General features: G+C 75.3%; 23 protein-coding genes. 12 read left to right on the top strand and 11 right to left on the bottom strand.

Annotated features, from left to right (window positions below):
- The first annotated feature begins 99 nt into the window (after window positions 1-99).
- On the top strand, window positions 100-1,821 hold the full coding sequence (locus tag QWY29_RS06690; protein WP_300959919.1) for a DEAD/DEAH box helicase: 1,722 nt from the start codon (window positions 100-102) through the stop codon (window positions 1,819-1,821).
- A 145-nt stretch (window positions 1,822-1,966) separates the two neighbouring features.
- Here QWY29_RS06690 and QWY29_RS06685 read toward each other — a convergent pair whose 3' ends face one another.
- On the bottom strand, window positions 1,967-2,878 hold the full coding sequence (locus QWY29_RS06685) for an NAD(P)/FAD-dependent oxidoreductase (RefSeq protein ID WP_300959918.1): 912 nt from the start codon (window positions 2,876-2,878) through the stop codon (window positions 1,967-1,969).
- A gap of 28 nt (window positions 2,879-2,906) precedes the next feature.
- On the opposite strand from QWY29_RS06685, the gene QWY29_RS06680 reads away from it, so the two are divergent.
- From QWY29_RS06680 to QWY29_RS06665, 4 genes are all read left to right on the top strand, one after another.
- On the top strand, window positions 2,907-3,359 hold the full coding sequence (locus tag QWY29_RS06680) for a MerR family transcriptional regulator (protein WP_300959917.1): 453 nt from the start codon (window positions 2,907-2,909) through the stop codon (window positions 3,357-3,359).
- Window positions 3,360-3,407: 48 nt separating this feature from the next.
- On the top strand, window positions 3,408-4,235 hold the full coding sequence (locus QWY29_RS06675) for an SGNH/GDSL hydrolase family protein (protein ID WP_300959916.1): 828 nt from the start codon (window positions 3,408-3,410) through the stop codon (window positions 4,233-4,235).
- A gap of 48 nt (window positions 4,236-4,283) precedes the next feature.
- The gene (locus tag QWY29_RS06670; protein WP_300959915.1) at window positions 4,284-6,209 is read left to right on the top strand and encodes a penicillin-binding transpeptidase domain-containing protein; all 1,926 of its coding nucleotides are present in this window, start codon (window positions 4,284-4,286) and stop codon (window positions 6,207-6,209) included.
- A 245-nt stretch (window positions 6,210-6,454) separates the two neighbouring features.
- Complete coding sequence (locus QWY29_RS06665) at window positions 6,455-7,921, top strand: NAD-dependent succinate-semialdehyde dehydrogenase (protein ID WP_300959914.1); 1,467 nt, start codon at window positions 6,455-6,457, stop codon at window positions 7,919-7,921.
- Between the two features lie 79 nt (window positions 7,922-8,000).
- On the opposite strand, the gene QWY29_RS06660 is transcribed toward QWY29_RS06665, so the two are convergent.
- On the bottom strand, window positions 8,001-8,951 hold the full coding sequence (locus tag QWY29_RS06660; RefSeq protein ID WP_300959913.1) for a hypothetical protein: 951 nt from the start codon (window positions 8,949-8,951) through the stop codon (window positions 8,001-8,003).
- Between the two features lie 100 nt (window positions 8,952-9,051).
- Here QWY29_RS06660 and QWY29_RS06655 point away from each other — a divergent pair, with 100 nt between their 5' ends.
- The 4 genes from QWY29_RS06655 (at window position 9,052) to QWY29_RS06640 (ending at window position 12,315) form a co-directional block, all read left to right on the top strand.
- Window positions 9,052-10,059, top strand: coding sequence for a DUF2332 domain-containing protein (locus QWY29_RS06655; RefSeq protein WP_300959912.1), 1,008 nt, complete (start codon window positions 9,052-9,054; stop codon window positions 10,057-10,059).
- A 56-nt stretch (window positions 10,060-10,115) separates the two neighbouring features.
- On the top strand, window positions 10,116-10,505 hold the full coding sequence (locus QWY29_RS06650; RefSeq protein ID WP_300959911.1) for a hypothetical protein: 390 nt from the start codon (window positions 10,116-10,118) through the stop codon (window positions 10,503-10,505).
- A gap of 71 nt (window positions 10,506-10,576) precedes the next feature.
- Entirely contained in the window at window positions 10,577-11,035 is a 459-nt protein-coding gene (locus QWY29_RS06645) for a DUF350 domain-containing protein (protein WP_300959910.1), read from the top strand.
- On the top strand, window positions 11,035-12,315 hold the full coding sequence (locus QWY29_RS06640; RefSeq protein WP_300959909.1) for a glutathionylspermidine synthase family protein: 1,281 nt from the start codon (window positions 11,035-11,037) through the stop codon (window positions 12,313-12,315). The genes QWY29_RS06645 and QWY29_RS06640 overlap by 1 nt, the downstream gene beginning before the upstream one ends.
- On the opposite strand, the gene QWY29_RS06635 is transcribed toward QWY29_RS06640, so the two are convergent.
- The 5 genes from QWY29_RS06635 to QWY29_RS06615 are packed head-to-tail and all read right to left on the bottom strand — an operon-like array spanning window position 12,312 to window position 17,279.
- A complete protein-coding gene (locus QWY29_RS06635; RefSeq protein WP_300959908.1) occupies window positions 12,312-13,397 on the bottom strand; it encodes a LuxR family transcriptional regulator in 1,086 nt (361 codons plus the stop codon). The genes QWY29_RS06640 and QWY29_RS06635 overlap by 4 nt on opposite strands.
- Window positions 13,398-13,407: 10 nt before the next feature.
- The gene (locus tag QWY29_RS06630) at window positions 13,408-14,043 is read right to left on the bottom strand and encodes a TIGR03086 family metal-binding protein (protein ID WP_300959907.1); all 636 of its coding nucleotides are present in this window, start codon (window positions 14,041-14,043) and stop codon (window positions 13,408-13,410) included.
- On the bottom strand, window positions 14,040-15,062 hold the full coding sequence (locus QWY29_RS06625) for a sigma-70 family RNA polymerase sigma factor (RefSeq protein ID WP_300959906.1): 1,023 nt from the start codon (window positions 15,060-15,062) through the stop codon (window positions 14,040-14,042). Before QWY29_RS06625 ends, QWY29_RS06630 begins: the two co-directional genes overlap by 4 nt.
- 34 nt (window positions 15,063-15,096) lie before the next feature.
- Window positions 15,097-16,695, bottom strand: coding sequence for a glycerol-3-phosphate dehydrogenase/oxidase (locus QWY29_RS06620; RefSeq protein WP_300959905.1), 1,599 nt, complete (start codon window positions 16,693-16,695; stop codon window positions 15,097-15,099).
- Window positions 16,692-17,279, bottom strand: coding sequence for a TetR/AcrR family transcriptional regulator (locus QWY29_RS06615; RefSeq protein WP_300959904.1), 588 nt, complete (start codon window positions 17,277-17,279; stop codon window positions 16,692-16,694). Before QWY29_RS06615 ends, QWY29_RS06620 begins: the two co-directional genes overlap by 4 nt.
- 17 nt (window positions 17,280-17,296) lie before the next feature.
- Here QWY29_RS06615 and QWY29_RS06610 point away from each other — a divergent pair, with 17 nt between their 5' ends.
- Window positions 17,297-18,916 (top strand): FAD-binding oxidoreductase, encoded by a 1,620-nt coding sequence (locus QWY29_RS06610; RefSeq protein ID WP_300959903.1) that lies wholly within the window; start codon window positions 17,297-17,299, stop codon window positions 18,914-18,916.
- Entirely contained in the window at window positions 18,913-19,836 is a 924-nt protein-coding gene (locus QWY29_RS06605; RefSeq protein WP_300959902.1) for a diacylglycerol/lipid kinase family protein, read from the top strand. Before QWY29_RS06610 ends, QWY29_RS06605 begins: the two co-directional genes overlap by 4 nt.
- A gap of 115 nt (window positions 19,837-19,951) precedes the next feature.
- On the opposite strand, the gene QWY29_RS06600 is transcribed toward QWY29_RS06605, so the two are convergent.
- Window positions 19,952-20,635 (bottom strand): pirin family protein, encoded by a 684-nt coding sequence (locus QWY29_RS06600; protein WP_300959901.1) that lies wholly within the window; start codon window positions 20,633-20,635, stop codon window positions 19,952-19,954.
- A 16-nt stretch (window positions 20,636-20,651) separates the two neighbouring features.
- Here QWY29_RS06600 and QWY29_RS06595 point away from each other — a divergent pair, with 16 nt between their 5' ends.
- Window positions 20,652-22,043 (top strand): GH1 family beta-glucosidase, encoded by a 1,392-nt coding sequence (locus QWY29_RS06595; RefSeq protein ID WP_300959900.1) that lies wholly within the window; start codon window positions 20,652-20,654, stop codon window positions 22,041-22,043.
- A gap of 28 nt (window positions 22,044-22,071) precedes the next feature.
- Here QWY29_RS06595 and QWY29_RS06590 read toward each other — a convergent pair whose 3' ends face one another.
- The 3 genes from QWY29_RS06590 to QWY29_RS06580 are packed head-to-tail and all read right to left on the bottom strand — an operon-like array spanning window position 22,072 to window position 25,405.
- Window positions 22,072-22,797: a sulfotransferase gene (locus QWY29_RS06590; RefSeq protein ID WP_300959899.1), complete on the bottom strand. Its 726-nt coding sequence runs from the start codon at window positions 22,795-22,797 to the stop codon at window positions 22,072-22,074.
- Window positions 22,794-23,537 (bottom strand): class I SAM-dependent methyltransferase, encoded by a 744-nt coding sequence (locus QWY29_RS06585; RefSeq protein WP_300959898.1) that lies wholly within the window; start codon window positions 23,535-23,537, stop codon window positions 22,794-22,796. Before QWY29_RS06585 ends, QWY29_RS06590 begins: the two co-directional genes overlap by 4 nt.
- On the bottom strand, window positions 23,534-25,405 hold the full coding sequence (locus QWY29_RS06580; protein ID WP_300959897.1) for a glycosyltransferase family protein: 1,872 nt from the start codon (window positions 25,403-25,405) through the stop codon (window positions 23,534-23,536). Before QWY29_RS06580 ends, QWY29_RS06585 begins: the two co-directional genes overlap by 4 nt.
- Between the last annotated feature and the right edge of the window lie 8 nt (window positions 25,406-25,413).

The following is a 25,413-nucleotide window of genomic DNA, read 5'->3' as shown; positions in this document are numbered from 1 at the left end:
TCCGGAGGGACGCGCGACCGGGTGCTCCGGGACGCGGTGACCCAGCGCACCGCGCCGGGGAAGAGCGCGCAGGTGCGCGGAACCTCTACGGTGGGGAGGGTGAGCACCACCGACGACGCCCCTGCCCCCACGACCACCTTCGCGGACCTGGGCCTCGACGACGCCGTGCTGCGAGCGCTGAAGGACGTCGGCTACGAGACCCCGTCGCCCATCCAGGCCGCCACGATCCCGCCCCTGCTCGCGGGTCGCGACGTCGTCGGCCTGGCGCAGACCGGCACCGGCAAGACCGCCGCGTTCGCGCTGCCGATCCTCAGCAAGCTCGACCTGAAGCAGAAGACGCCCCAGGCGCTCGTGCTCGCCCCCACCCGTGAGCTCGCGCTCCAGGTGTGCGAGGCGTTCGAGCGGTACGCCGCCCACCGCAAGGGCGTGCACGTCCTGCCGGTCTACGGCGGCCAGGCGTACGGCGTACAGCTCTCCGCCCTGCGCCGCGGCGTCCACGTGGTCGTCGGCACCCCCGGCCGGATCATGGACCACCTCGACAAGGGCACCCTCGACCTCTCCGAGCTGCGGTTCCTCGTGCTCGACGAGGCTGACGAGATGCTCAACATGGGCTTCGCCGAGGACGTCGAGACGATCCTCGCCAGCACGCCCGAGGACAAGAACGTCGCGCTCTTCTCCGCCACGATGCCCGCGCAGATCCGCCGGCTCTCCAAGAGCTACCTGCGCGACCCGCAGGAGATCACCGTCAAGGCCAGCTCCACGACGGCCGCGAACATCACCCAGCGCTACCTGCTGGTCAGCTACCCGCAGAAGGTCGACGCGCTCACGCGCATCCTCGAGGTCGAGAACTTCGAGGGGATGATCGTCTTCGTCCGCACCAAGCACGAGACCGAGACGCTCGCCGAGAAGCTGCGCGCCCGCGGGTTCTCCGCGGCCGCCATCAACGGCGACGTGGCGCAGGCCGTCCGCGAGCGGACCGTCAACCAGCTGAAGTCCGGCAAGCTGGACATCCTCGTCGCCACCGACGTCGCCGCCCGCGGCCTCGACGTCGAGCGGATCAGCCACGTCGTCAACTACGACATCCCCACCGACACCGAGTCCTACGTCCACCGCATCGGCCGCACCGGCCGCGCGGGCCGCACCGGCGACGCGATCTCGTTCGTCACCCCGCGCGAGCGCTACCTGCTCAAGCACATCGAGAAGGCCACCAAGCAGCCGCTCACCCAGATGCCGCTGCCGAACGTCGACGACGTCAACGCCACGCGCCTCTCGCGCTTCGACGACGCGATCACCGCGGCGCTCGGCCAGACCGACCGGATCGAGAAGTTCCGCGACATCATCGGGCACTACGTCAAGGAGTACGACGTGCCCGAGGTCGACGTGGCCGCCGCGCTCGCCGTCGTGGCCCAGGGCGACACCCCGCTGCTGCTCGACCCCGCCGCCGAGAAGCGCCCGCAGCGCCTCGACGACCGCCCGGACCGGGGCGGCGACCGCGGCGACCGGCCCGAGCGCGGCGAGCGCCGCCCGCGCGGGCGCACCGACGTGCCGATGGCGACGTACCGCATCAACGTGGGCAAGCGGCACAAGGTCGAGCCCCGCCAGATCGTCGGCGCCATCGCCAACGAGGGCGGCCTCCAGCGTGGCGACTTCGGGCACATCCAGATCCGCCCGGACTTCTCCCTCGTCGAGCTGCCGGCCGACCTGTCCCCGTCGGTGATGAAGAAGCTCGAGGACACCCGGATCTCCGGCAAGCTCATCGAGCTCCAGCCGGACAACGGCCCGTCCCGCGCCCCCGCCCGCAAGCCGCGCCACAAGGACTGACCGCTCCTCCTCCGCTCTCGGCCGCCCGGGCTGGTTCTCCACAGGTCGGCGTCCGCGGTCGGCGTAGTCCGTGACGTTCCGCAGGTGATCCCGCTCGATCCGCCTGCCGACCGTCACGGACTACCCCGCCACCGGGCCGACCCGGTCACAGGAGCGCGGCGACCATCGAGGCGGCGGCGACCTGCCCGGCGGCCGCGGAGACGAGCACGGAGGCCACCGGCATGGGCAGGGCGGCGACGTGCGCCATGTCGCCGGCGGCGTGGACGCGCGGCAGGCTGGTGCGGCCCATGACGTCGACCTCGACCCCGCCCGAGGGGAGCAGTGCGAGGCCGAGCTGCTCGGCGAACGGCGCGGCCTGGGTGCTGACCGGCACCACGAAGACGCCCGCGTAGTCCTCGGTCGAGCCGTCGGCGAAGGTGACGGTCGCGCCGCCCGCGCTGCGGCAGAAGCCGGCGACCGGTTCGGGGCGCACGTCGACACCGGCCGGCAGGTCCGCCTCGAGCGGCGCGCCGTCGGCGAGCACGGTCAGCCGCGACGCCACGGGAGCCATGATCCGGGTCAGGTGGCCGGCCGCGGGCCCGCCGCCGAGGACGGCGACCGGCCGACCGGCGTACTCGTGGCCGTGGCAGAACGGGCAGTGCGCGGCCTCCCGCCCCCACAGGTCGGCCAGCCCGGGCTTGTCCGGCAGCGCGTCGCGCAGCCCGGTGGCGAGCACCAGCCCGCGGGCGGTGACGGAGGTGCCGTCGGCGAGGTCGGCGGCGTACGCCGCCCCGTCGGCGCGCGTGCGGGTGGCGGCGACGGCGCGCACCTCGACGGTGGGGTACGCCGCCAGCTCGGCGTGGACGGCCGCCCGCAGGTCGGCGGGCGGGGTGCCGTCGTGGCTGAGGAAGTTGTGCATCGCGTCGACCGTGGCGTTGCGGTAGCTGCCGCTGTCGAGCAGCAGCACCGAGCGGTGCACGCGGCCGAGGGTGAGGGCGGCCTGGAGGCCGGCGGGGCCGCCGCCGATGACGACGACGTCGTGGGTGGCGGGGGCCGAGGTCCGGGATGAGTTGTCCATGGCAGCGAGTCTGTGAGTTCATGTGGACATGAAGTCAAGCGAGCGCGTGCAGCCCTTCTCCGTCGGCGACCTCGCGGGCCGTTTCGGCCTCGCCACGCACGTGCTGCGGCACTGGGAGGACGTCGGCCTGCTCACCCCTGCGCGGGACGCCGCGGGCCGGCGTCGCTACGGCCAGGACGAGGTCGTGCGCGTCGCGGTCATCATCCGCAGCAAGGCCGCCGGGATGAGCCTCGAGCAGGTCGCGGTGATGCTCGACGCGGACGCCGCCGACCGCCACACCGTGCTCCAGGCCCACCTCGACGACCTCGACCGCCGGATGCAGGAGATGGAGCGCTCCCGCGAGATGACCGAGCACGCGCTGCGATGCGGGGCCCACGACATCGCGACCTGCCCGCGGTTCAAGGCGGCGGTCACCGACCTGGTCGAGGGGAAGATCGATGCCTTTCCCACTGGTCAGCAGATCCACGCGATGCTTGGGTGATCCCGGTCACACGTCTCGGGTGACCATCCATCCCTCTCGGAGGTCACCGTGGACCACTCCCGTCGGCGCGCGCGTCCCCGCGCAGCCGTCACCGCGCTCGTCACCAGTCTCGCCAGCGCCCTCGTGGGCGCGCTGCTCGTCCTCGCGCCGGCGCCCGCCGTCGCCGCGCCGCCGTCGTACGTCGCGCTCGGCGACTCCTACGCCTCGGGCACCGGCACCCGCGCCTACCTGGCGGACGGCTCGTCGTGCCAGCGCTCGTCCCACGCCTACCCCAGCCTGCTCGCCGCCCAGCGCGGCTGGGCGCTCACCTTCGCCGCCTGCTCGGGCGCGCGGATCCCGGAGGTCACCGGGCAGCTGGCCGCGCTGAGCAGCACCACCCGCTACGTCACGGTCACCGTCGGCGGCAACGACGCCGGCTTCACCAGCGTGATCACCGCCTGCGCGCTGCCGGCCTGGGCCAGCAACTGCGACGGCCGCATCACCACCGCGCAGTCCTACATCAACGCGACCCTGCCGGGCGCGCTCACGACGCTCTACTCCTCGATCCGCAGCAAGGCGCCGAACGCCCGGGTGGTCGTCGTCGGCTACCCCCGGCTGTTCATGGGCGAGGACTGCAACGCCGGCACCTGGTTCAGCCCCGCCGAGCAGACCCGCCTCAACCAGACCGCGGACCTGCTCAACGCCAGGCTCGCCGCTGCGGCGGCGGCGCGCGGGTTCACCTTCGCCAACCCGACGTCGCGGTTCGCCGGGCACGCCGTCTGCGACAGCCCGGAGTGGATCAACGGCCTCTCCAGCCCGATCGCGGAGAGCTTCCACCCCAACCGGCTCGGCCACGCCAACGGGCTGCTCCCGCTCGTCTCGCCGCTGCTGCCCTGACGCGCCGCTGCCCGCCCGGTGTCGGCCGGGACTGGTAGAAGGGTCCGCATGCGACCTCTCGGGCACCTCGCGGTCGCGGCCGTCCTCCTCGTGGGGGCGGCCGCGGCCGGGTGCAGCGCGGACGACGACGGCCCCGGACCCGTCCAGGCAGCGGAGGCCCTCGCCGGCGCGCTGGCCGCCGGCGACCTGACCACGGCGGACTTCGCCCCGGCCGACGGGCGGGAGGAGCCCCAGGCGGGGTACGACGACGTGGTCGCCGGCCTCGGCGTCGGCGACGACCTGCGCCCCGCGGTCGAGGTCGGCGAGGTGCGCGAGGCGGAGGACGGAGCCGCGACCGCCACGCTCACCTGGGCCTGGCCGCTCCTCGACGGCGCGGAGCCGTGGACCTACGAGACCGAGGCGTCCCTCGTCGAGGAACCGACGGGCGAGGACGGCACCGCCTGGCAGGTCGCCTGGGAGCGGGCGCTCGTCGAGCCCAGCCTCGCCGAGGACGAGGTGCTCGACCGCACCACGCTCGCGGCCGCCCGCGGCGAGATCACCGGCGCCCGCGGCGAGGCGCTCGTGACCTCCCGCCCGGTCGTCGTGATGGGCGTCGACCGGGCCCGCACCGACAAGCGGTCGGCGGTGGCCGACGCCCGGGCGCTGGCCCGGCTGGTCGACATCGACGTGGCGGCGTACGTCCCGCGTGTGCGGGCGGCGGGGGAGCAGGCCTTCGTGGAGGCGATCACCTACCGCCACGACGAGGTGCCCTCGCCGGTCGCGCAGGGCATCGGCGCGCTGGACAGCGTCATCGGCATCCCCGAGGAGCGGTCGCTCGCGCCGAGCCGGGAGTTCGCGGCGCCGATCCTCGGCACGGTCGGCGACGTCACCGCCGAGATGGTCGCCGAGGACCCGTCGCTGCAGGCCGGCGACCGGGCCGGGCTGTCGGGGCTGCAGGCCCGTTACGAGGAGCAGCTGCGCGGCGCCGCCGGCGTGGTCGTCGACGCCCTCGGCCCCGGAGGGGAGCAGCGCGAGGTCTTCCGGCTCGACGCGGCCGCCGGCGACCCGCTCGCGCTGACCCTCGACGCGCGGCTGCAGCAGGCCGCCGAGCAGGCGCTCGCCCGGGTCGGGCCGCCCAGCGCGCTCGTCGCCGTGCGGCCCAGCGACGGCGCCCTGCTCGCCGTGGCCAACGGGCCGGGCAACGACGGCTACAACCTCGCCACCTACGGCCGGCTCGCGCCGGGCTCGACCTTCAAGGCGGTCACCAGCCTGGCGCTGCTGCGCGCCGGCCTCGAGCCGAGCAGCCTGGTGCCGTGCACGGCGACGCTGGACGTCGACGGCAAGCGGTTCACCAACTACTCCGACTACCCCGCCTCCGCGCTCGGCCGGGTGCCGCTGCGCACCGCGGTCGCGCAGAGCTGCAACACCGCCTTCATCTCCCAGCGCGGCCGGCTCGAGCGCACCGGCGGCGACGACGCGCTCGCCGGGGCGGCCGCGTCCCTCGGCCTCGGGGTCGACCACGACCTCGGCTTCCCGGCGTACTTCGGCAGCGTCGAGCCGCCCACCTCCGAGACCGGTGCCGCGGCCGACCTGATCGGCCAGGGCGCGGTGCTGGCGTCGCCGATGGCGGTCGCGTCGGTGCTGGCGAGCATCCAGCGCGGCGAGACGGTCGTGCCGCGGCTGCTCGAGGACGTCGAGGTCGCGGTGCCCGAGGGGGTCCAGCCGCTGCGGGGGCCGGAGGTCGCCGCGCTGCGGACCATGCTCCGCGCGGTGGTGACCGAGGGGAGCGGGTCCGCGCTCGCCGACGTACCGGGGCCGCCGGTGATCGCCAAGACCGGCACCGCGGAGTTCGACGACGACGGCCGGGTGGACACCCACGCCTGGATGGCCGCGGCCCAGGGCGACCTCGCGGTCGCCGTCTTCGTCGAGCGCGGGGCGTCCGGCTCGCGCACGGCCGGTCCGCTGCTGGAGGCGTTCCTCCGGGCGGCGCGCTGAGGACGGTCCGCCGGCTCGGCCGCGACGTGGGGGGCAGCGAGACCGGGCCGGCGGACCGACGGCCCGGCCGCGACGTGGGGACGACGCGGCCGGACAAGGGAGAACCCCTCGCCGCATGGGGTCGGCAAGGGGTTCAGTGCCGCCTTCTAGGTGCTCCCTCCGAAGTCGACATGCACCAGCATTCCACGCACCTCGGGACGTGTCTGCGATTTCGTGGAGAAGGTCGAGGTGACAGGCTTCACGTCATGACCGGACCAGACCGCCTGCCCCTCCTCGACGACCACCACCGCGACCTGTTCGTGGGCGGCCGATGGCGACCGGCCGAGGCCGGCGCGCGCTTCGAGGTGCTCGACCCCGCCGACGGATCGGTGCTCACCGACGTCGCCGACGCCTCCGTCGCGGACGCGACCGCCGCCCTCGACGCCGCCGTCGCCGCCCAGGCCGACTGGGCCCGGACCGCGCCCCGCGAGCGGGGCGAGATCCTGCGTCGCGCCTTCGAGCTGGTGGCGGCCCGCGCCGACGACTTCGCGCTGCTGATGAGCCTGGAGATGGGCAAGCCGGTGGCGGAGGCCAAGGGCGAGGTGACCTACGGCAACGAGTTCTTCCGCTGGTTCTCCGAGGAGGCCGTACGCATCCACGGGCGCTACATGCCCAACCCTGCCGGCGGCAGCCGGCTGCTGACCTTGAAGAAGCCGGTCGGCCCGTGCCTGTTCGTCACGCCGTGGAACTTCCCGCTCGCCATGGGCACCCGCAAGATCGGCCCGGCCATCGCCGCCGGCTGCACGATGGTGGTCAAGCCCGCCGCGCAGACCCCGCTGACGATGCTCGCGCTGGCCGCGGTGCTCGCCGAGGCCGGCCTGCCCGAGGGCGTGCTCAACGTGGTGCCGTCGACCCACGCCGCCGAGATCAGCGAGTCGCTCCAGGCTGACGACCGCCTGCGCAAGGTCTCCTTCACCGGCTCGACCGCCGTGGGCCGGGTGATGGTCCGCCAGTCCGCCGAGCGGCTCCAGCGGGTCAGCATGGAGCTCGGCGGCAACGCGCCGTTCCTCGTCTTCGCCGACGCCGACCTCGACGCGGCCGTCGACGGCGCGATGGTCGCCAAGATGCGCAACATGGGCGAGGCGTGCACGGCCGCCAACCGGTTCCTCGTCCACGCCGACGTGGCCGAGGAGTTCGGCCGGCGGCTCGGGGAGCGGATGGGCGGACTGCGCCTGGGCCGCGGCCAGGACGAGGGCACCGACGTCGGCCCGCTCATCGACGAGAAGGCCGTGGCCTCGGTCAGCGGGCTGGTCTCCGACGCGGTCTCCGACGGGGCGCGGGTCGTCGTCGGCGGCGAGCCGCACGAGGGGCCGGGCTACTTCTACCCGCCGACCGTGCTGCTCGACGTGCCCCAGCACTCCGCGATCAACGCCGAGGAGATCTTCGGGCCGGTCGCCCCGATCACCACCTTCGAGACCGAGGAGGAGGCGGTCGCCCAGGCCAACGACACCGAGTACGGCCTGGCCTCCTACGTCTACACCCGCGACCTGGCCCGCACGATCCGGCTGGCGGAGTCCCTGGAGTTCGGCATGGTCGGCGTCAACACCGGCCTGATCTCCAACCCCGCGGCGCCGTTCGGCGGCGTCAAGGCCAGCGGCTTCGGCCGCGAGGGCGGGTTCGAGGGCATCGAGGAGTACCTCGAGACGACGTACGTCGCGCTGCCCGCCGGCTGAGGGAGACCCACCCCCGGCCTCGTGCTGCCCAGCGTGCGCCAGGACGCACGCTCAGCAGCACGAGGCGGGGTCGGGACCGTCAGGGGAGAGCGGCGAACCAACGGTCCCAGCCGCGGGCGAGCGGGTCGCGTCCCGGGACCGGCGGGTGGTCGCTGGTCCACCAGGCGAAGACGTCGGTGGCGGGCCCGGCCTGGCGCAGCCGGACCGACACCAACAGGTCGCGGGCGGGCAGCAGGGCGGCGCGGGCGGCCAGCGCGACCGGCCGCACCAGCGCCGCGGCCCGCCCGGGCTCCAGCTCGGCGGGCGGCACCGGCCCGCCGGGCAGGGCGACCGCGAGGTCCAGCAGCACGTGGTCGTCGCGCACCGACAGCGTCCACCGCTCGGCCGGCGCCGGCAGGGAGGGCGAGGTCAGCGACCGCTGCGCCCGGCGGACCACCTCGACGTCCATCGGGCCGACCTTGCGGTCCACGACGACCGTGCCGGGGCCGGCCGCGAACCGCCAGGTGGTGGTGCGGTCGCCGTACGCCGTCCGCGCCGCCTCCTGCGCGTCGTGCACCAGCCCGCCGACGGCGTTCACGGTGACCGTCGTCCCGGAGGTCTCGACCCGCCAGGTCACTGCACCCAGTACGGCGTCGGCCACCCGGCGCTGGTCGCCCAGCACCGCGCGGACCCCGGAGCGCAGCGTCTCGTCGGCGATCAGCAGGTCGCCGCGGTCGGCCGCGTCGCGCAGCTCGAGGAGGTAGGTCCGCCACCCCTGCGCCGCGGCGGCCCGCGCGACGCCGCGCACGACGGCGGTGGCGCGGGACGGGCCGGTGCCGGGCTCGAGCACGACGGCGACGGTGGGGGCGCGGTCGCCCGAGGGCCGGCTCACCTCGACCTCGGCCACGGGTCCGAGCCGGCTCACCGCGGCGCGGACCGCCTGGGCCTCGTCGACCGCCGGCTGCGCGCACCCGGCCAGCGTGGCGGCGCACAGGCCCACGCCGAGCGCCAGGACGGCAGCAGCCGTCGGCCGTCCCCCCCAGGTCGCCATCCCCCCATGGTGGGGGCCGCCCGCCGGGCCGTCCCGGCTTCGCGGCAGCCCTGACCATTCCTTGAGGAACGGCGACGCCGGCCGGTGCCAGGATGCAGGCATGGAGCCGTACGCCGAGCCGCGCGCCATGTACCGCCGCTTCGCCGACGAGGCGGCGGAGTCCCCGTGCTTCCGCGACTGGGCGCTCGCGATCGCCGACGACCCCGAGGTGCTCGCCTGGCTCGCGACCCTGCCCGCCGGCAAGGCCCAGCCCAACCTGGTCCTGGCCGCGGCCCGGTGGCACGGCGTCCCCGCCCCCGGCCCCTACGGCGCGCTCCGCGAGGCCCTGCTCGGCCCCGCCTCAGACGAGATCCGGGCCACCGTGCTCGAGCGGCGCACCCAGACCAACGAGGTACGCCGCCTGGCGACCCTCGTCCCGGCGCTGGCCGCCCTCGGGGCCGACCGGCCGGTGGCGCTCGTGGAGGTCGGCGCCAGCGCGGGCCTGTGCCTCTACCCCGACCGCTGGGGCTACCGGTGGACCGACCCGGCCGGCCACGTGGTCGGCGAGGCGCCGCTGGCCGGTGCCGGCGAGCTGACCTGCACGGTGGAGGTCCACCCCGGCGCGGCCGGCCCGCCGGCGTACCCCTCCACCCCGCCGGCCGTCGCCTGGCGCGCCGGCCTGGACCTGCACCCCCTCGACGTGACCGACCCCGACACCACCGGCTGGCTGGAGACGCTGGTCTGGCCCGGGCAGGACGACCGCCGCGCGCTGCTGGCCCGGGCGGTGGAGGTGGCCCGGGCGGACCCGCCCGACCTGCGGCAGGGCGACCTGCTGACCGACGTGCCGGCGCTGGTGGCCGAGGCGTCCGCGCACGGCCCGGTGGTGGTCTTCCACAGCGCGGTCGTCGCCTACCTGACCGCGCCGGACCGCGAGCGCTTCGCCGACCTGATGACCGGACTGGTCGCCGACGGCGCCTGCCACTGGATCAGCAACGAGGGGCCCGACGTGCTGCCGAGGGTCACGGCGACCGGTCCGCAGCCGCCGGCCACGCCGACGTTCGTGCTCGGGGTCGACGGCCGGGCGGTCGCCTGGACCCACGGGCACGGCCGGTCGATGACGTGGTTGTGACCGGGCTGGGAGACTGGGTCCCGGCCCCGCCCCGCACCACCCGTCTCGGAGGACAGATGAGCCAGACCCGCCGCCGGATGCGCTCGACGAGCGTCGCGATCGGCGTGACCGCGGTGGTGGCCGCCGGCCTCACCGGCTGCGCCTCCTCCTCGGCCGACTACGCCGCGGTGTGCGTCGACCCGGAGACCGAGGAGCGCGTCGACGACGACCAGTGCGACACCGACAGCGACTACACCGGCGTCGGCACCGGCTTCTTCTGGTACTACCTCGCCGCCAGCTCGCGCGTCCCCTCGCTCGGCGCCCCCGTCTCGGGCGGCACCTGGAACGGATCCGCGCTGTCGGGCCGGGTCCAGCGCGGCGGCCTGCCCGCCGTCGGCGGCCAGACGGTCAAGACGACCACCAAGACCGGTGGCTTCGGCGGCAGCAACCGCGGCTTCTCCGGCTGAGGCCGCCCCGGACCTCCCTGATCGCGCACGCACCCCGCACCCCCGCACGCCCGCACCCCCGAAGGAACCCCATGTCGGACCTGCTCAGCTCCCTCGGCCACGCCGTCGTCTACGCCGTCCTCGCGGGCGCGCTGCTCGTGGCGGCCTACTACGTGCTCGACCTGGTCACCCCCGGCCACCTCGGCAACGCGCTGCGCGGGGTCGACGAGCGCGGGGACGAGTCGGTGCACGCGGCGAGCAAGTCCGCAGCCGTGGTCACCTCGGCCTGGCTGGTCTCCAACGCCGGCGTGCTCTTCACCGCGATCTGGATGAACGGCGCCACCGACCTCGGCGAGGCGCTCGGCTGGACGCTGGCCTTCGGCGCGCTCGGCATCGTGCTCAACGCGGTGATGTTCTTCGTGGTCGAGGCGATCACCCCCGGCGACCTGCGCCGGATCGTCACCTCGCCCGGGCCGGCGCGCCCGCTGGCGTACGTCGCCGCGTCCAGCGCCCTGAGCGTCGGCCTCATCGTCTGCGCGAGCATCGCCTGATGTGGCGCCACCGGGCGCGCCCGCGCCCCGACTGGGAGCGCCTCGTCACCGAGCAGGGGCTGGTCTACCCCACGACGGACAAGCCGGACGGCACGACGGTGCCGTACTGGAACGAGGCCGCCTGGTACGAGCTGACCATGGACGAGGTCGAGATGCTCGAGGCCGCGACCGAGGAGCTGTGGGCGATGTGCGTCGATGCGGCCGGGCACATGGCCGCGACGATGACCGACGAGCGACTCGGCCTGCCGCCCGGCACGCTCGGCCTGGTGCGGGAGTCGATCGCCCGCGAGGACCCCGCGATCTACGCCCGCTTCGACCTGGCCTACGGCGCCGACGGCTCGGTGAAGATGCTCGAGGTCAACGGCGACACCGCCACCGGGCTCGTCGAGACCGGCGTCGCGCAGTGGCGGTGGGTCGAGGACGTGATGACCGACGTCGACCAGTGGAACAGCGTCCACGACCGCCTCGTCAACGCCTGGCGCCGGCTGCTCAACTACGGCGCGCTCGGCGACGGGCGGGTGCACTTCCTCTTCGACCTCGGCGAGGAGGGCTCCTACGACGGCGGCGAGATGGAGATGACCGTCGCCTACCTCATGGACTGCGCCGTCCAGGCCGGCATCGACGCCTACGCCCAGCCGATCGCGCAGGTCGGCTGGAACCCCGACGCCCGGGAGTTCCGCGACGCCCACGACCGGCCGATCCGCACCGCGTTCAAGCTCTACCCCTGGGAGCAGATGCTCGGCGAGGAGTTCGGCCGCTTGGTCGTCGACGGCGCCGAGCGGCAGCCGGTGCGCTGGTTCGAGCCGGCGTGGAAGGTGCTGCTGTCGACCAAGGCGATCCTGCCGGTGCTGTGGGAGCGCAACCCCGGCCACCGGCTGCTGCTCCCGGCGTGGTTCGACGAGCCGCGCGACCTCGAGGAGTGGGTGGCCAAGCCGCTCCACGGACGCGAGGGCGACAACATCCGCATCCACCTCGCCGACGGCTACGAGACCCGGATGCCCGGCGTGTACGGCGACGAGGGCTGGGTCTACCAGGGCTACACCCAGCTGCCGGTCTACGAGGGCAACCACGTGGTGCTCGGCTCCTGGATCGTCGACGGCCAGGCCGCCGGGATGATCGTCCGCGAGTCCGACGGCCCCGTCACCGACTACTTCAGCCGGGTCGTCCCGCACGCCATCAGCGACGCGCTCTCCCCCGACGACGCCCAGGTGCAGGCCTGGATCCTCGACCGCGTCCCGGCCGACGCCCCGCGGCTGCCGCCTGCCGGTGGGGCCCGCTAGGCGCCGAGCGCGCCGGCGAGCCGGGTGCGGGAGGTGATCCCGAGCTTGCGGTAGACGTGGGAGAGGTGCCACTCGACGGCCTTGACGGTGACGAGGAGCTGCTCGGCGATCTGGCGGTTGGTGAGGCCGTCGGCGGCGAGCCCGGCCACGCGCCGCTCGGAGGCGGTCAGGGCGGCGAGCGCCTCGGACTGCACGCGACGGGGCCGCTCGCCGAGCTGGTCGAGCAGGCGGCGCACCCGTCCCTGCAGCGGCCACAGCTCCTGGCGGCCGGCGTACTCCTCCGCGCCCCGGAGCAGGCCCACCGCCTCGCGCGCGGCGTCGCGGCCGGGGGTGAGGATCAGCAGGCCGGCGAGGTCGGTGTCGAGCTGGGCGGCGAGCCGCTCGGCGCGCACCCCGTCGCGGGCGGCGTCGGCGAGGGTGGTGCGGGCGGCGCGCAGCAGCTCGGTGCGGCGGGCGCCGGAGTCGGCGGTGGCCAGGGCCCGCAGGGCGCCCGCGACGGCGTACGGCGACCCGGAGGCCTCCGCGACGACGAGGTGCTCGCGCGCGAGGTCGGCGCCCTCGCGGAACCGGCCCGCGCGCACCGACGCCAGCGCGGCGCCCGACCGCCACGGCACCTCCAGCACGTGCGCGGGCACCGGCAGCACCCGGGCGAGCGCGTCACCGGCGGCGGCGAACCGCTCCAGCGCCGGCTCCACGTCGCCCAGCGCGGCCGACACCTCGGCGCGGGCGTAGTGGGCGACGGCGGCGACGTCGTCGGGGCCGGCGGTGTACGCCGCCAGCCGGTCGCTCAGCGTCACCGCGTCGCCCAGGTCGCCGCGCGCGAGCCGGCACTCGATCGTCGCCGCGGCCGCTCGCACGCCCTCGCGGTCGTCGAGCCCCTGGCCGCGGAGCCGGGTCAGCGCGGAGAGCGCCTCGACGACCCGGCCGGCCCGGACCAGCGCGAGGACCTGGTCGACCGGCCCGTGACCCGTGTCGGGCACGGCCGCAGGCACGGTGACGGGCACGGTGACGGGCACCGCCGCGGCCGCTGCCTCGGGGATGGCGTCGACGAGGTCGACGAGGGGGTCGGCGGGCGGGAGCACGGCCGCCACCCTAGGAAGCGCGGCCTCCGCGCGTGCCGGGTTCGCGGGACATGGCCACCGGTGGTCCAGCCAGGTGCAGCCCGGCGTCGCGGCCGAGGAACGCCAGCAGCTGCACGTCGTACGCCGCGTCGTCGGCCGCGGGCCGGACCGGCCCGAAGCGCACCCCGCGGTCCGCGGGGTCGACGACCACCCCGGCGACGGCGAGCAGCCCGCGCGCCAGGTCGTCGGGCACGGGGCGACCGCGACCGGTCGCGCGGCCGACGTCCCACGCGTGGACGGTGATCTCGACCGCGGCGGCCGCGACCAGCACCGGTCCGGCGAGGTCGGCGTCGCCGACGGCCACCGGCCCGGCCCGGCTGGCGCCGGCGGCGCGGGTCCAGGCGGCGAGCAGCGCGCAGGCCTTCTCGCGCAGCGCGTCGACCCGGGTGCGGGCGGGCGGCGCGGGCTCGACCTCGACCACCCCGCTCGCGGCCTCGGTGAACGCGTCGAGCGCGTCCTCCATGTGCGCCAGCAGCGCGCCCAGCGTCCAGGCGGTGCACGGGGTGGCGCGGTCGAGGTCGGCGTCGGTCACGTCCGCGAGGGCGCCGCGGGCGTAGGCCAGCGAGCGGTCGAGCAGCTCGACGGCGCCGTCGAGCGCCCGGGTCACGGGACCGGCTGGGCGGGCGGCTGGGCGTTCGGCTGGGGCCGGTGGTCGGCCGGCAGCCGGTCGGGCAGCCCGAAGGTCGCGAAGAGCCGGGCGTCGAAGAACGCCGTCACGTGGCGCACCCGGTCGCCGTCGAGCTCGATGACCTGCAGCTGGAACGGGGTGAAGGCGCCGTCGGGGCCGCGCATGTAGAGGCCGTAGGCGGGCTGGCCGTTGGCCCAGGTGGCGAGCATCGGCATGTCGTGGGCGCCGCCGGGGCACTCGTTGCCGATCAGCCAGCCGATGGCGGTCGCGCCCTTGAACCAGCTGGTGAACGGCGGCATGTCCCAGGTCGCCTCCGCGGTCAGCATCGAGACGATCGCGTCGACGTCCTTGCGCCAGAAGGCCTCGACGTACCGCTCCAGCAGCTGCTGCTGGGCCTCGGTCAGGTCCGGCTCGACGGTGTCCTCGGTGAGCCCGCGACCCTTCATCTGGGCGTGCGCGCGCTGGAGGGCGGAGTTGACCGCGGCGACGGTGGTGTCGAGGGCCTCCGCGACCTCCGCGGCCGACCAGCGCAGCACGTCGCGCAGGATCAGCACGGCCCGCTGCTTGGCCGGCAGGTGCTGGAGCGCGGCGACGAAGGCCAGGCGGATCGAGTCGCGCTCGGCGACGACGACGGCGGCGTCGGGGACCGGCTCGAGCCAGGCGATCTCGTGGTCGGTCTCGAGCGCCTCGCCGGCCATCTGGTCCGGCGTGCCGAGCCCGGCGGGCAGCGGCCGGCGGGGCCGGCCCTCGAGGTTGGTCAGGCACACGTTGGTGGCGATCCGGTAGAGCCAGGTGCGCACCGAGCTGCGGCCCTGGAAGTCCGCGGACGCCTTCCAGGCGCGCAGGAAGGTCTCCTGCACGAGGTCCTCGGCCTCGTGCACCGAGCCACTCATCCGGTAGCAGTGCGCCAGCAGCTCGCGCTGGTAGCGCTCGGTGAGCGTGGGAAAGTCGCTCAGCTCGGGGTCGGTCGTGCCGGCCGTCGCGGTCGTCGTGGTCATGCGCGGTGCCTCCACCTTCGTCAGTCTGCTCCGCTCACCGACCGGCGTCGAGGGCCAAACTCATCGCTCGCCGCGCAGCGGGCTCCGCGAGGGCGCGGTCGGCGGGCACGAGACCGACCCGGGTGCGCCTGTCCAGCAGGTCGTCGACGTCCGCCGCGCCCTCGTGGGTCACCCCGAAGACGAGCTCGGCCAGCGTGACCGGCACGCCCTCGGCGACCGGGGCGAGCAGCTCGGCCTCGTCCAGGCCGGTGACCTCGACGGCGTTCGCGAGCACCAGCGCGGCGTCGGTGCCGTAGCGGCGCACCAGCCGCTCGGGCTGCTCCAGCGCGGCCAGCACCGTGCGGGGGGCCGCGCCGAGCAGGGGCAGCGCGCGGGTGCGGCACGGGCCGGCGCCGAGCCCGGCGGTGGACGGGAGGGCGAGGGCGGCGTCGACGGCGTCCTGCGCCATCCGGCGGTACGTCGTCAGCTTGCCGCCCACCACGGTGACCATGGCGTCGCGGCCGACCAGCACGGCGTGCTTGCGCGACAGGTCGGCGGTCGAGCCGCCGCCCGGCCCGTCCGGTCCGTCCGGTCCGCCGGACTCCAGCAGCGGGCGGAGGCCGGCGAAGGCGCCGACCACGTCGGAGCGGTGCAGCTGGCGCGCGAAGCACGCGGACACCACGTCGAGGAGGAAGCCGATCTCGGGCTCGGTCGGCTCCGGCACGTCGGGGACCGGGCCGGTGACGGGCTCGTCGGTGAGGCCGACGTACACCGTGCCGTCCGGCTGCGGCAGCACCAGCACGAACCGGTTGGTCTCGCCCGGCACCGGCGCGAAGACCGACACCTGCAGGCCGGGCAGGGTCTCCCCACGCAGCACCAGGTGGGTGCCGCGGCTGGGGCGCAGCGTCACGTCGTCGGCGAGGTCGCCGGCCCAGACGCCGGCGGCGTTGACGACGGCGCGGGCGCGGACGGTCGTGGTCGCGCCGGTCAGCTCGTCGCGGAGCAGCACGTCGGTCCGCGCGGGGCCGTCGCCGGGCGCGGCGGAGGTCGAGAGGACGCGGGCGCGGGTACGGACCGACGCGCCGTACGCCGCGGCGGTGCGCGCCACGGTCGTCACCAGGCGGGCGTCGTCCTCGAGCCGGCCGTCCCAGCTCAGCATGCCGCCGCGCAGGCCGGCCGGTCGCAGCGCCGGTGCGAGCGCGAGCGTCTCGGTGGCCGAGAGGCGGCGCGGCCGGGGGAGCGTCTCGGCATCGGTGCGGGCGCCGCGGCGCAGGGCGTCGCCGGCGCGCAGCCCGACCGCGGTGATCGTCGCCTGGGTGCGGGTGACGCTGCTGGTCAGCGGCACCACCATCGGCATCGGGCGGGTCAGGTGGGGCGCGGTGACCTCCATCAGCACCCCCCGCTCGACGGCGCTCTCGTGGGCGACGCCGACCTGGCCCTTCGCCAGGTAGCGCAGGCCGCCGTGGACCAGCTTCGAGCTCCAGCGCGACGTGCCGAAGGCGAGGTCGTGGGCGTCGACCGCGAGCACGGACAGCCCGCGCGTGACGGCGTCGAGCGCGACGCCCGCGCCGGTGATGCCGAGGCCGACGACGAGCAGGTCGACCTCGGTGGGGGCCCCGGCGAGGCCCGGGGCGATCCGCTGCTCGCCCGTCACGGCTGCAGCGTCCGGGTGAGCACGACGCGCATCTCCTGCTCGAGGGCGTCCTCGGAGACCGTGTCGTCGACCATGGTGTGCGCCGAGAGCACGAACCCGTGGGCGGAGAGCACCAGCCCGCGCGCCATCGCGGCCGGGTCGCCGGCCCGCACGTCGCCACCGGCCTGCGCGTCGCGGAGCGCCTGCTCGACCAGGTCGAGGATGAGCTGCTGCGAGCGGCCGCGGCGGTCGAGCAGGTAGGGCAGGACCAGCTCGGGGTCGAGCTCGACGATCCGGACGAAGAGCTCGTTGCTCCGCAGCACCTTCACCGTCCGCACGAGCTTGTCGACGAGCCGCTCGACGACGGACCGGTCGGGGGCGTCCTCGGCCTCGGCCGCGACGACGACCTCGGTCCACTCCCGCGTCATCAGGTCCGCGAGCAGCTGCCGCATGTCCGACCAGGTGCGGTAGATCGTCATCCGCGACACCCCGGCCCGCCGCGCGACCTCGGTGAGGGTGGTGCGCCGCCAGCCGATGTCGAGGATGCAGGCCCGGGCGGCGTCGAGGTAGGTGTCGCGAGGATCGTTGTGACGAAGTGACGTCATATGTCACAGTGTAACGCATGAGCACCGACCACCTGCCGCTCGAGCCGACCGCCGTCGCGGGCGAGATGCACCCCAGCCGCTGGGGCGACCCCGCCCGCGCGACCGCCCTCCCCGAGGCCGCGCGCGGCCTGGTGGAGGCGGTCTTCGGCCTCGACGAGCAGCCCGCGGTCGCCGACGTGGTCGTGCCGCGCTCGGTGCTGGCCCCGGCCCACCTCGACGCGCTGCGCGCCGCGGTCGGCGCCGAGCAGGTGCTGGTCGACGACGCCACGCGACGACTCCGCACCCGCGGGAAGTCCACCCCCGACCTGCTGCGCCAGCGGGCCGGCGACCTCTCCGACGCACCCGACGCCGTCGTACGGCCCGCCGACCACGCGCAGGTCGCCGCCGTGCTCGCGGTCGCCGTCGAGCACCGCCTCGCGGTCGTGCCGTTCGGTGGCGGGACGTCGGTGACCGGCGGGCTGGCCGCGCGGCGCGAGGGGTACGCCGGCCTCGTCTCCGTCGACCTGGTGCGCATGAAGCGGCTGCTCGCCGTCGACCACACCTCGATGACCGCCACCCTCGAGCCGGGCCTGCGCGGGCCGGAGGCCGAGGCGCTGCTGGCGGCCGAGGGGCTGGTGCTCGGCCACTACCCGCAGTCCTTCGAGCACGCGACGATCGGCGGGTTCGCCGCGACCCGGTCCAGCGGGCAGTCGAGCGCCGGGTACGGCCGCTTCGACGCCCTCGTCGTCGGGCTCCGCGTCGCCACCCCCCGCGGCGAGCTGCGCCTGGGCAGCGCCCCCGCGAGCGCCGCCGGCCCGGACCTCCGCCAGCTGCTGCTCGGCTCCGAAGGCGCCTTCGGCGTGATCACCGAGGTCACCGTGCGGGTCCGGCGGCTGCCCGCCGAGAAGGTCTACGAGGGCTGGCGGTGGCCGTCCTTCACCGACGGCGCCGCCGCGATGCGCACGCTCGCCCAGGCCGGCCTGCTGCCGACCGTGCTGCGGCTCTCCGACGAGCACGAGACCGCGATCAACCTCGCCCGGCCGGACGCCATCGGCGCCGACGGCGGCGAGTCCGGCTCCGCGAGCGGCTGCCTGATGGTCGTCGGCCACGAGGGTGAGCCGGACCTGGTGGCCGCCCGGCGGACCGCGGTCGCCTCGGTGCTGACCGGCCTCGGCGGCACCCCGCTGGGGGAGGAGCCCGGCCGTGCCTGGGCCCACGGCCGCTTCGACGCGCCGTACCTCCGCGACTCGATGCTCGACGCCGGCGTGCTCGTCGAGACCCTGGAGACGGCGACGTTCTGGTCGCGGGTGCCGACGCTGTACGACGCCGTGCGCACCGCCCTCGTCGACGCGCTGGGCGAGCCGTGCCTGGTGCTGTGCCACATCAGCCACGTCTACGAGACCGGCTGCTCGCTCTACTTCACCGTGGCGGCCGCCGGCGGCTCGCGCTCCCTGGAGCGCTGGCAGGTCGCGAAGACCGCCGCGAGCGACGCGATCACCCGCACCGGGGCGACGATCACCCACCACCACGCGGTCGGCACCGACCACCGGCCGTGGCTGCCGACCGAGGTCGGCGAGCTCGGGGTGTCGGTGCTGCGGGCGGTCAAGGCCGACCTCGACCCGACCGGGATCCTCAACCCGGGGGTGCTGGTCCCGTGACCGGGCTCCGCGGCTTCACGTTCCTCGTCAACCCCGCCTCCGGCGGGGGCGCGGCCCCCGAGGCGGTCGTGCCGGTGACGCGGCTGCTGCGCGAGGCCGGGGCGACCGTCGACGTGACGTACTCCCCGGGTCCGCGCGCCATGCCCGGCCTGGTGGCCGCGGCCGTCGAGCGCGGCGACGTCGTCGTCTCCGTCGGTGGCGACGGGATGCTGTCGTCGCTGGCCGGCGAGGTGTCGGCGGCCGGTGGCACGCTGGCGGTGCTGCCGGCCGGGCGGGGCAACGACTTCGCCCGGATGCTCGGGCTGCCCGAGTCGCCCGAGGCGCTCGCCACCCTGCTCCTGTCGGGGTCGACCTGCCGGGTCGACCTGCTGTGCGCGTCGTTCCCCGGCGAGCGGCCGCGCGAGGTGGCCGGCTCGGTCTACTGCGGCGTCGACGCCCGCGCCGCCGAGCTCGTCGACGGCGCGCACCGGCTGCCGCGCAGCCTGCAGTACCCCTACGCCGCCGTGCGCGCCCTGCTCACCTACGCCCCCGCCCGCTTCCGGCTCTCCGTCGACGGCGACGAGCGCGAGCTCGAGGCCGCCACAGTCGTCGTCGCCAACTCGGCCTTCTACGGCAAGGGCATGCAGATCGCCCCCACGGCCTCGGTCACCGACGGCGTGCTCGACGTCGTCGTCATCGAGGCCGCCACGAAGGCCGCGCTCGTCCGCTCGCTGCCGAAGGTCTACGACGGCGGGCACGTCGACCTCCCCGAGGTCACCGTGCTCTCCGGCCGCCGGGTCGAGCTGCGGGCCGACCCGTCCCGCCCGGGCGCCGGTGTGCCGGTCGGTGGCGACGGCGAGCCGCTCGGCGTGCTGCCGCCGCTCTCCGGCGACCCGCTCGTCGTCGAGGTGCGTCCCGGCGCCGTCTCGGTCGTCTGCTGAGGTCGGCTGGGAGCCGACATCTCAGGGGAGTCCTGCACATATCGGGGTAGATCTGCCCCGATATGTGCAGGGGTCACCGGTTAACCGGTGACCCCGACACCCCGGCCGCGACCGCTCAGCCCGCGAACGTCCAGACGAGCAGCTCGGTGGGCACGGCGGCGGTGACCTGGTGGGCGGGCTCGTCGGTGAAGAGGAAGGCGTCGCCGGCGGTGAGCGGCTCGGCGAGCGAGCTGCGGGTGAGCGCGCCGGTGACGACGTAGGCGTGCAGCCGGTCGGCGGCGGGCAGGGTCAACGTCTCGAGGGCGTCGAGCCGGGCGAGGGACAGCACGGCGCCGGGCTGGGGGGAGACCAGCTCGACCAGCCCGCCGCCGGGAGTGGCCGCGGCGGGCGCCGGCGTGACGGCGTACGTCGGCTCGGCGTCGGCGCGGTCGGGGTCGGCGGCCAGCCACACCTGCACGAAGCGGGCCCGGCCGTCGGGGGTCGCGTGCTCGGCGTGCTCGACGCCGGAGCCGGAGGCGAGGACCGCGACCTCGCCGGGGGAGACGACGGCCTCGTGGCCGGAGGAGTCGCGGTGGGAGAGCCGGCCGCTGACCACCCAGGTGACGATGTCGAGCCCGGAGTGGCGGTGGGTGTCGAAGCCCTTGCCGGAGCCGAGGTGGTGGTCGTCGTGGCAGACCATCGGCCCGAAGCGCAGCCGCTCGGGGTCGTAGTGCGCGCCGAACGAGAACGCGTGGTGCGTCACCATCCCCGGCGCGCGGGTCACGAAACGGGCAGAACCCCGGCGGATCTCGGTCGTCACGTCCATGATTGTGCCCGTGCCCGCCGCCTCGCCCGACCCGTCCCCCGCAGACGGGGGCGGCCTGCCCCAGCTGCCGCCGGGGTTCCGGTTCGGCACCAGCACCGCGGCGTACCAGGTCGAGGGCGCCGCCCGCGAGGACGGCCGCGGCCCGTCGATCTGGGACACCTTCACCCACACCCCCGGCCGGATCAACGACGGCTCGACGGGTGACGTGGCCTGCGACCACTACCACCGGTTCTCCGAGGACGTCGCGCTGATGAAGGACCTCGGCGTCGACGGCTACCGCCTGTCGCTGTCGTGGTCGCGGATCCAGCCCACGGGGTCCGGCCCGGTCAACGCCAAGGGCGTCGACTTCTACGACCGGCTCCTCGACGAGCTGCTGGCCGCCGGCGTGCAGCCGATGGCCACGCTCTACCACTGGGACCTGCCGCAGGCGCTCGAGGACGACGGCGGCTGGCTCAACCGGGCGACCATCGACCGCTTCGCGGAGTACGCCGCGATCTGCGGCGAGCGGTTCGGCGACCGGGTGGAGCACTGGGTGCCCGTCAACGAGCCGAACGTCGTGATGATGATGGGCTACGGCATCGGCGTGCACGCGCCGGGCAAGGCGCTGATGTTCGACGCGCTGCCGGTCGCCCACCACCTGCTGCTCGCCCACGGCCGCGCCGCGATCGCGCTGCGCGACTCGGTGCCGGCCGGGACCACCGCGAGCGTCGGCTGCGCCAACAACCACGCCCCGATGTGGCCGGCCTCCGAGGACGCGGCCGACATCGGTGCGACCAAGCTCTTCGACGCGATGTGGAACGGGCTCTTCATCGAGCCGATGCTGCTCGGCCGCTACCCGGTCGACCTGGCCCCGCTGCTCGAGGACGTCGTGCTCGACGGCGACCTCGCGACCATCCGCCAGCCGCTCGACTTCTACGGCGTCAACTACTACAACCCGTGGAAGATCGCGGCCGCCGGCGAGGACGCCGAGCTGCCGTTCGAGTTCCGCGAGCTCCTGGGCTACCCCACGACCGACTTCGGGTGGCCGGTCGTGCCCGACGCGCTGCGCGAGTGGCTGATCATGTTCCGCGCCCGCTTCCGCGCGGCCCTCCCGCCGATCTACATCACCGAGAACGGCGCGGCCTACAACGCCGGCCCGGACGCCGACGGCGTCGTCGACGACCAGGCCCGGATCGACTACCTCGACGGCCACCTGCGCGCGGTCGCGACCGCCGTGCAGCGCGGCGTCGACGTCCGCGGCTACTACTGCTGGTCGCTGCTGGACAACTTCGAGTGGTCCGAGGGCTACCAGCAGCGCTTCGGGCTCGTGCACGTCGACTACGAGAGCCAGCGGCGGACGCCGAAGCGGTCCTACCAGTGGTACGCCGACGTGATCGCCGCGCAGACCCGCTCGCTGGGCTGACCCGGCCGGTCCAGCCGGCCCCGCCCGCTCAGACCGAGTGCCGCACCGCCATCGTGGCGCGGACGGAGTCCTCGTCCCAGGGCTCGCCGAGCCAGTCGTACATCCCGCGCAGCACGGCCGGGTCGGCGACGTACTCGTCGTAGTGCACGCGGTACGCCGCGTCCCGGAGGTCCGCGGCCAGCGCGAGGATGCGCTCCTCGATCCGGGCGAGCTCGGCGGCCTTCTCGACCGGGTCGCCCTGGGCCCACCACTTGCTCTGCAGCACGTCGGCGTGCTCGCGGGTGTTGACGAGGAACCGTGCGCCGGGGAAGACCTTCCGCAGCCACGAGACGTACTCCTCCAGGTCGTCGTGGTACCAGCGGATCTCCTTGAACCCCGCGACCCGGGTGTCCTCCTCCGGGCGCAGCACCGTGTCGACGGCGAGCCGCCGGATGCCGCTGATCGAGCGCTGCGCGGGGAAGTCGGCGATGCCGTAGAAGGGGTGGGTCGGCTGCCGCAGCCGCTCCTTCTTCTCCGGGTCCGAGCCGCGCCGCGACTCGGTGACCATCGTGCGGTGGAAGGCGAAGAGGTGGTGCAGGGCGTCGCGGTTCTCGCCGCGGACGAGGTAGCCCGGGATCGCGTTGAGCAGCCCGGAGACGAGCGTGGAGCCGGAGCGGCCGTAGGTGACGACGAAGAGGTAGGCGAGGTCCGGGTTCTCCCGCCGGCGGTGCTTGCGCAGCCGCGCGCGGAGCTCCTCGACCTCGGCCTGGGTCACGGCTGCTCGTCCCGGCTGTCCCGGCTGTCCCGGCGGGAGAGGACGTACATCGACTGCCCGTCGGTCTCCCGGCCGTGCACGAACTCCTCCACGGCCAGGCCCGCGTCCCACACCAGCCCCTCGAAGTAGCGGCGGTCGAAGCGCACGCAGTGCAGCGCGCCCTTCCAGTCCAGCTTGAGGTAGTCGGTCGGGTTCTCGACGCAGTCGGGCACGTCCTCCTCGACGAAGGCCGTCATCAGAGCGCGGCCCTCCGGCGCGAGGATCCGCGCGATCGTGCGGGCGTAGCCGGCGACGTCGTCGGCGAGCATGTGGGAGAAGACCGAGTAGGAGTAGAGGACGTCGACGCTGCCGGGCTCGGCCGGGATGTCGTACGTCGCCTGGCCGTCGGGGTTGTAGCGCGCGTTGTGCTGGTCGACGAGCGTGAAGCGCGTGTGCTCGTCCGACAGGTGGTCCTTCGCCCAGTTCAGCAGCTCGGGCTGCACGTCGACGCCGTGGTAGTCGGCCACGTGGCCGAGCAGGTGCTTGACGCCGATCGCGAGCCGGCCGGCGCCACACCCCCAGTCGAGCAGCCGCTTGCGGCGGCCCAGCCCCGCGCGCTGCCGGAGCAGCTTGACGTCGCGCACGCCGGCCGCGACGAAGTCGGCGTCGCGCTTGAAGTGCGCCCCGCCCATCCGCAGCCGGTAGGGCGGCAGCGGCACGATGCTGAGGTCGAGCTCCGGGGCGGCGGGGGCGTCGGTCACGGCCGGGAGTCTACGAGCGCGAGCGCCCGGGCCAGGAGGGTCGCCGCGCGGGCGTCGAAGGAGTGCTCGGCGACGACCCGCTCGGCGGTACGTCGCCGGGCGGCCGCGTCGGGCCAGTGCTCGTCGGGGTCGCCGGTGGTCAGCGCGCGGAACTCCTCGTCGGTGCGCCACACCCGCACCGCGCCGGCCGCGTCGCCGAGCACGTCCGCTAGCCCGGCCACGTCGTCGGAGAGCAACCGCCCGCCGGTGGCCAGCACGTCGAGCACCCGGTTGGAGACGAACCCCTCGGCCCGCATGTCCGCCCAGTGGTCGTTGAGCACGATCCCGGCGCTCGCGTAGAGCGCGGGGAGCTCCTCGTTGGCCACGTGGTCGGCGAGGACCGGCACGTCGTCGGGCCAGCCCTGGCCGATGACGGTGAGGTCGAGGCTGGTGCGCTGCGCCGCCGCCACGCTCGCCCGCAGCTCGCCGCGGGAGTTGCCGACGAAGAGGGCGCGCGGTCCCTCGGCCGGGCGCCACCCGGTCAGGTCGGGGCGGAAGCGGGTCGCGTCGGTGCACTGCGGCAGCACGTCGGTGCCGTGCCGGGCGGCCCAGGTGGCGGAGGCGGCGTACGCCGCGTCGTACTGCGCCAGCTCGTCGGGCGTGACCAGGTCGGGGTGGCTGATCACCCAGAGGAGGTTGGCGGTGTGCGCGGGCGGCTCGACCCGCTCGAGGCCGCGGAGGACGAGGGTGACGTCGTCGAGGTCACGGGTACGCCGCGTGCGGGTCTCGGGGTGGTCGATCGCCACCCACTGCCCCTGCCGCTCCAGGGCGGCGGCCAGCGAGCGCGCAAAGTGCCAGTCGCCCCACCGCTGCCCGCGTGGTGCGGCCGGAGCTGCAATGTCGATCGACCAGCGCAGGGCGCGCTGACCGTCGGCCAGCCCCTCGCGGATCCTCAGCGGCCGGCCGGGCGCCGCGAACCCGGCGGCGCGCCACCAGGCCTCGTCGGCCGTCTCCGGCAGGTCCTCGGTGATGACCAGGCGCGAGGTGGTGACGAGCCTGGTCGTGCTCGTGGTCGTAGCTGGGGTCGTGCCGGTGCGGTCGCGGGTGGCGCGGACCGGCGGGTCGGCGGCGTCCGGGAGCGGCAGGTGCGCGGCGCGCTCGACGTCGGCGACCGGGTGGCCCACGAGCACCGGCCCGGCGACGGTGAAGTCGGGGCGCAGCAGGAGCGGGGCGGCCGCGCCCACGCTGTCCGCGTCGAGCGCCGTGACCAGGTCCCCGACCCAGGGCCAGCGCGGCGGGCGGACCTCCGGGCGCACCTGGACCACGACCGGCGCCGGCTCGGGGTCGGCGACCACCCGCACGGTCGGCAGGCCGGCCACGACCGTCCCGAGGATGCGCGTCGTGGCCGGGTCGGCAGTGACCAGCTGCGTCGACACGTCCGGCGTGCGGGCGAGGTGGCGCGCCCACTGGACCGCGCGGGCGAGGTGGTCGACGGCGACCACCACGCTGACCGAGGCGGACGTGTCGCGCTCCTGCGGCGGGACCAGGAGCTCGGCGGGGTCGTGGGCGCGCAGCCAGTCCTCCAGCGGACCGGTGGCGTCGAGGTCGACGAGCGGGTGCGGGGCGCGCTGCCGCTCGGCCGGGTCGGCCAGCCAGAAGCTCAGCGGGTCGGGCGCGTGCTTCGCCCACCGGCCGCGCGGGTAGAGCCACGCCGGCTCGAAGAGCGGGTGCGGGGTCGCGCCCTCGGGGCGGTGCCGCACCCAGTGCTCGGCCGCCTCGGCCCGCGAGGCGAACGCCCGGTCGGCCTGCGCGGCGTACCACCCGACGTCGAGGAGCGGGCTCGCCGCGACGAGGGCGATCGCCTCGGTCTCGGAGGTCCGCGGCGGCACGGCCGTAC

Source organism: Nocardioides abyssi (genome assembly GCF_030412915.1).
GTDB classification, from domain to species: Bacteria; Actinomycetota; Actinomycetes; order Propionibacteriales; family Nocardioidaceae; genus Nocardioides; species Nocardioides abyssi.
This window is presented reverse-complemented; position numbering and strand designations above follow the sequence as displayed.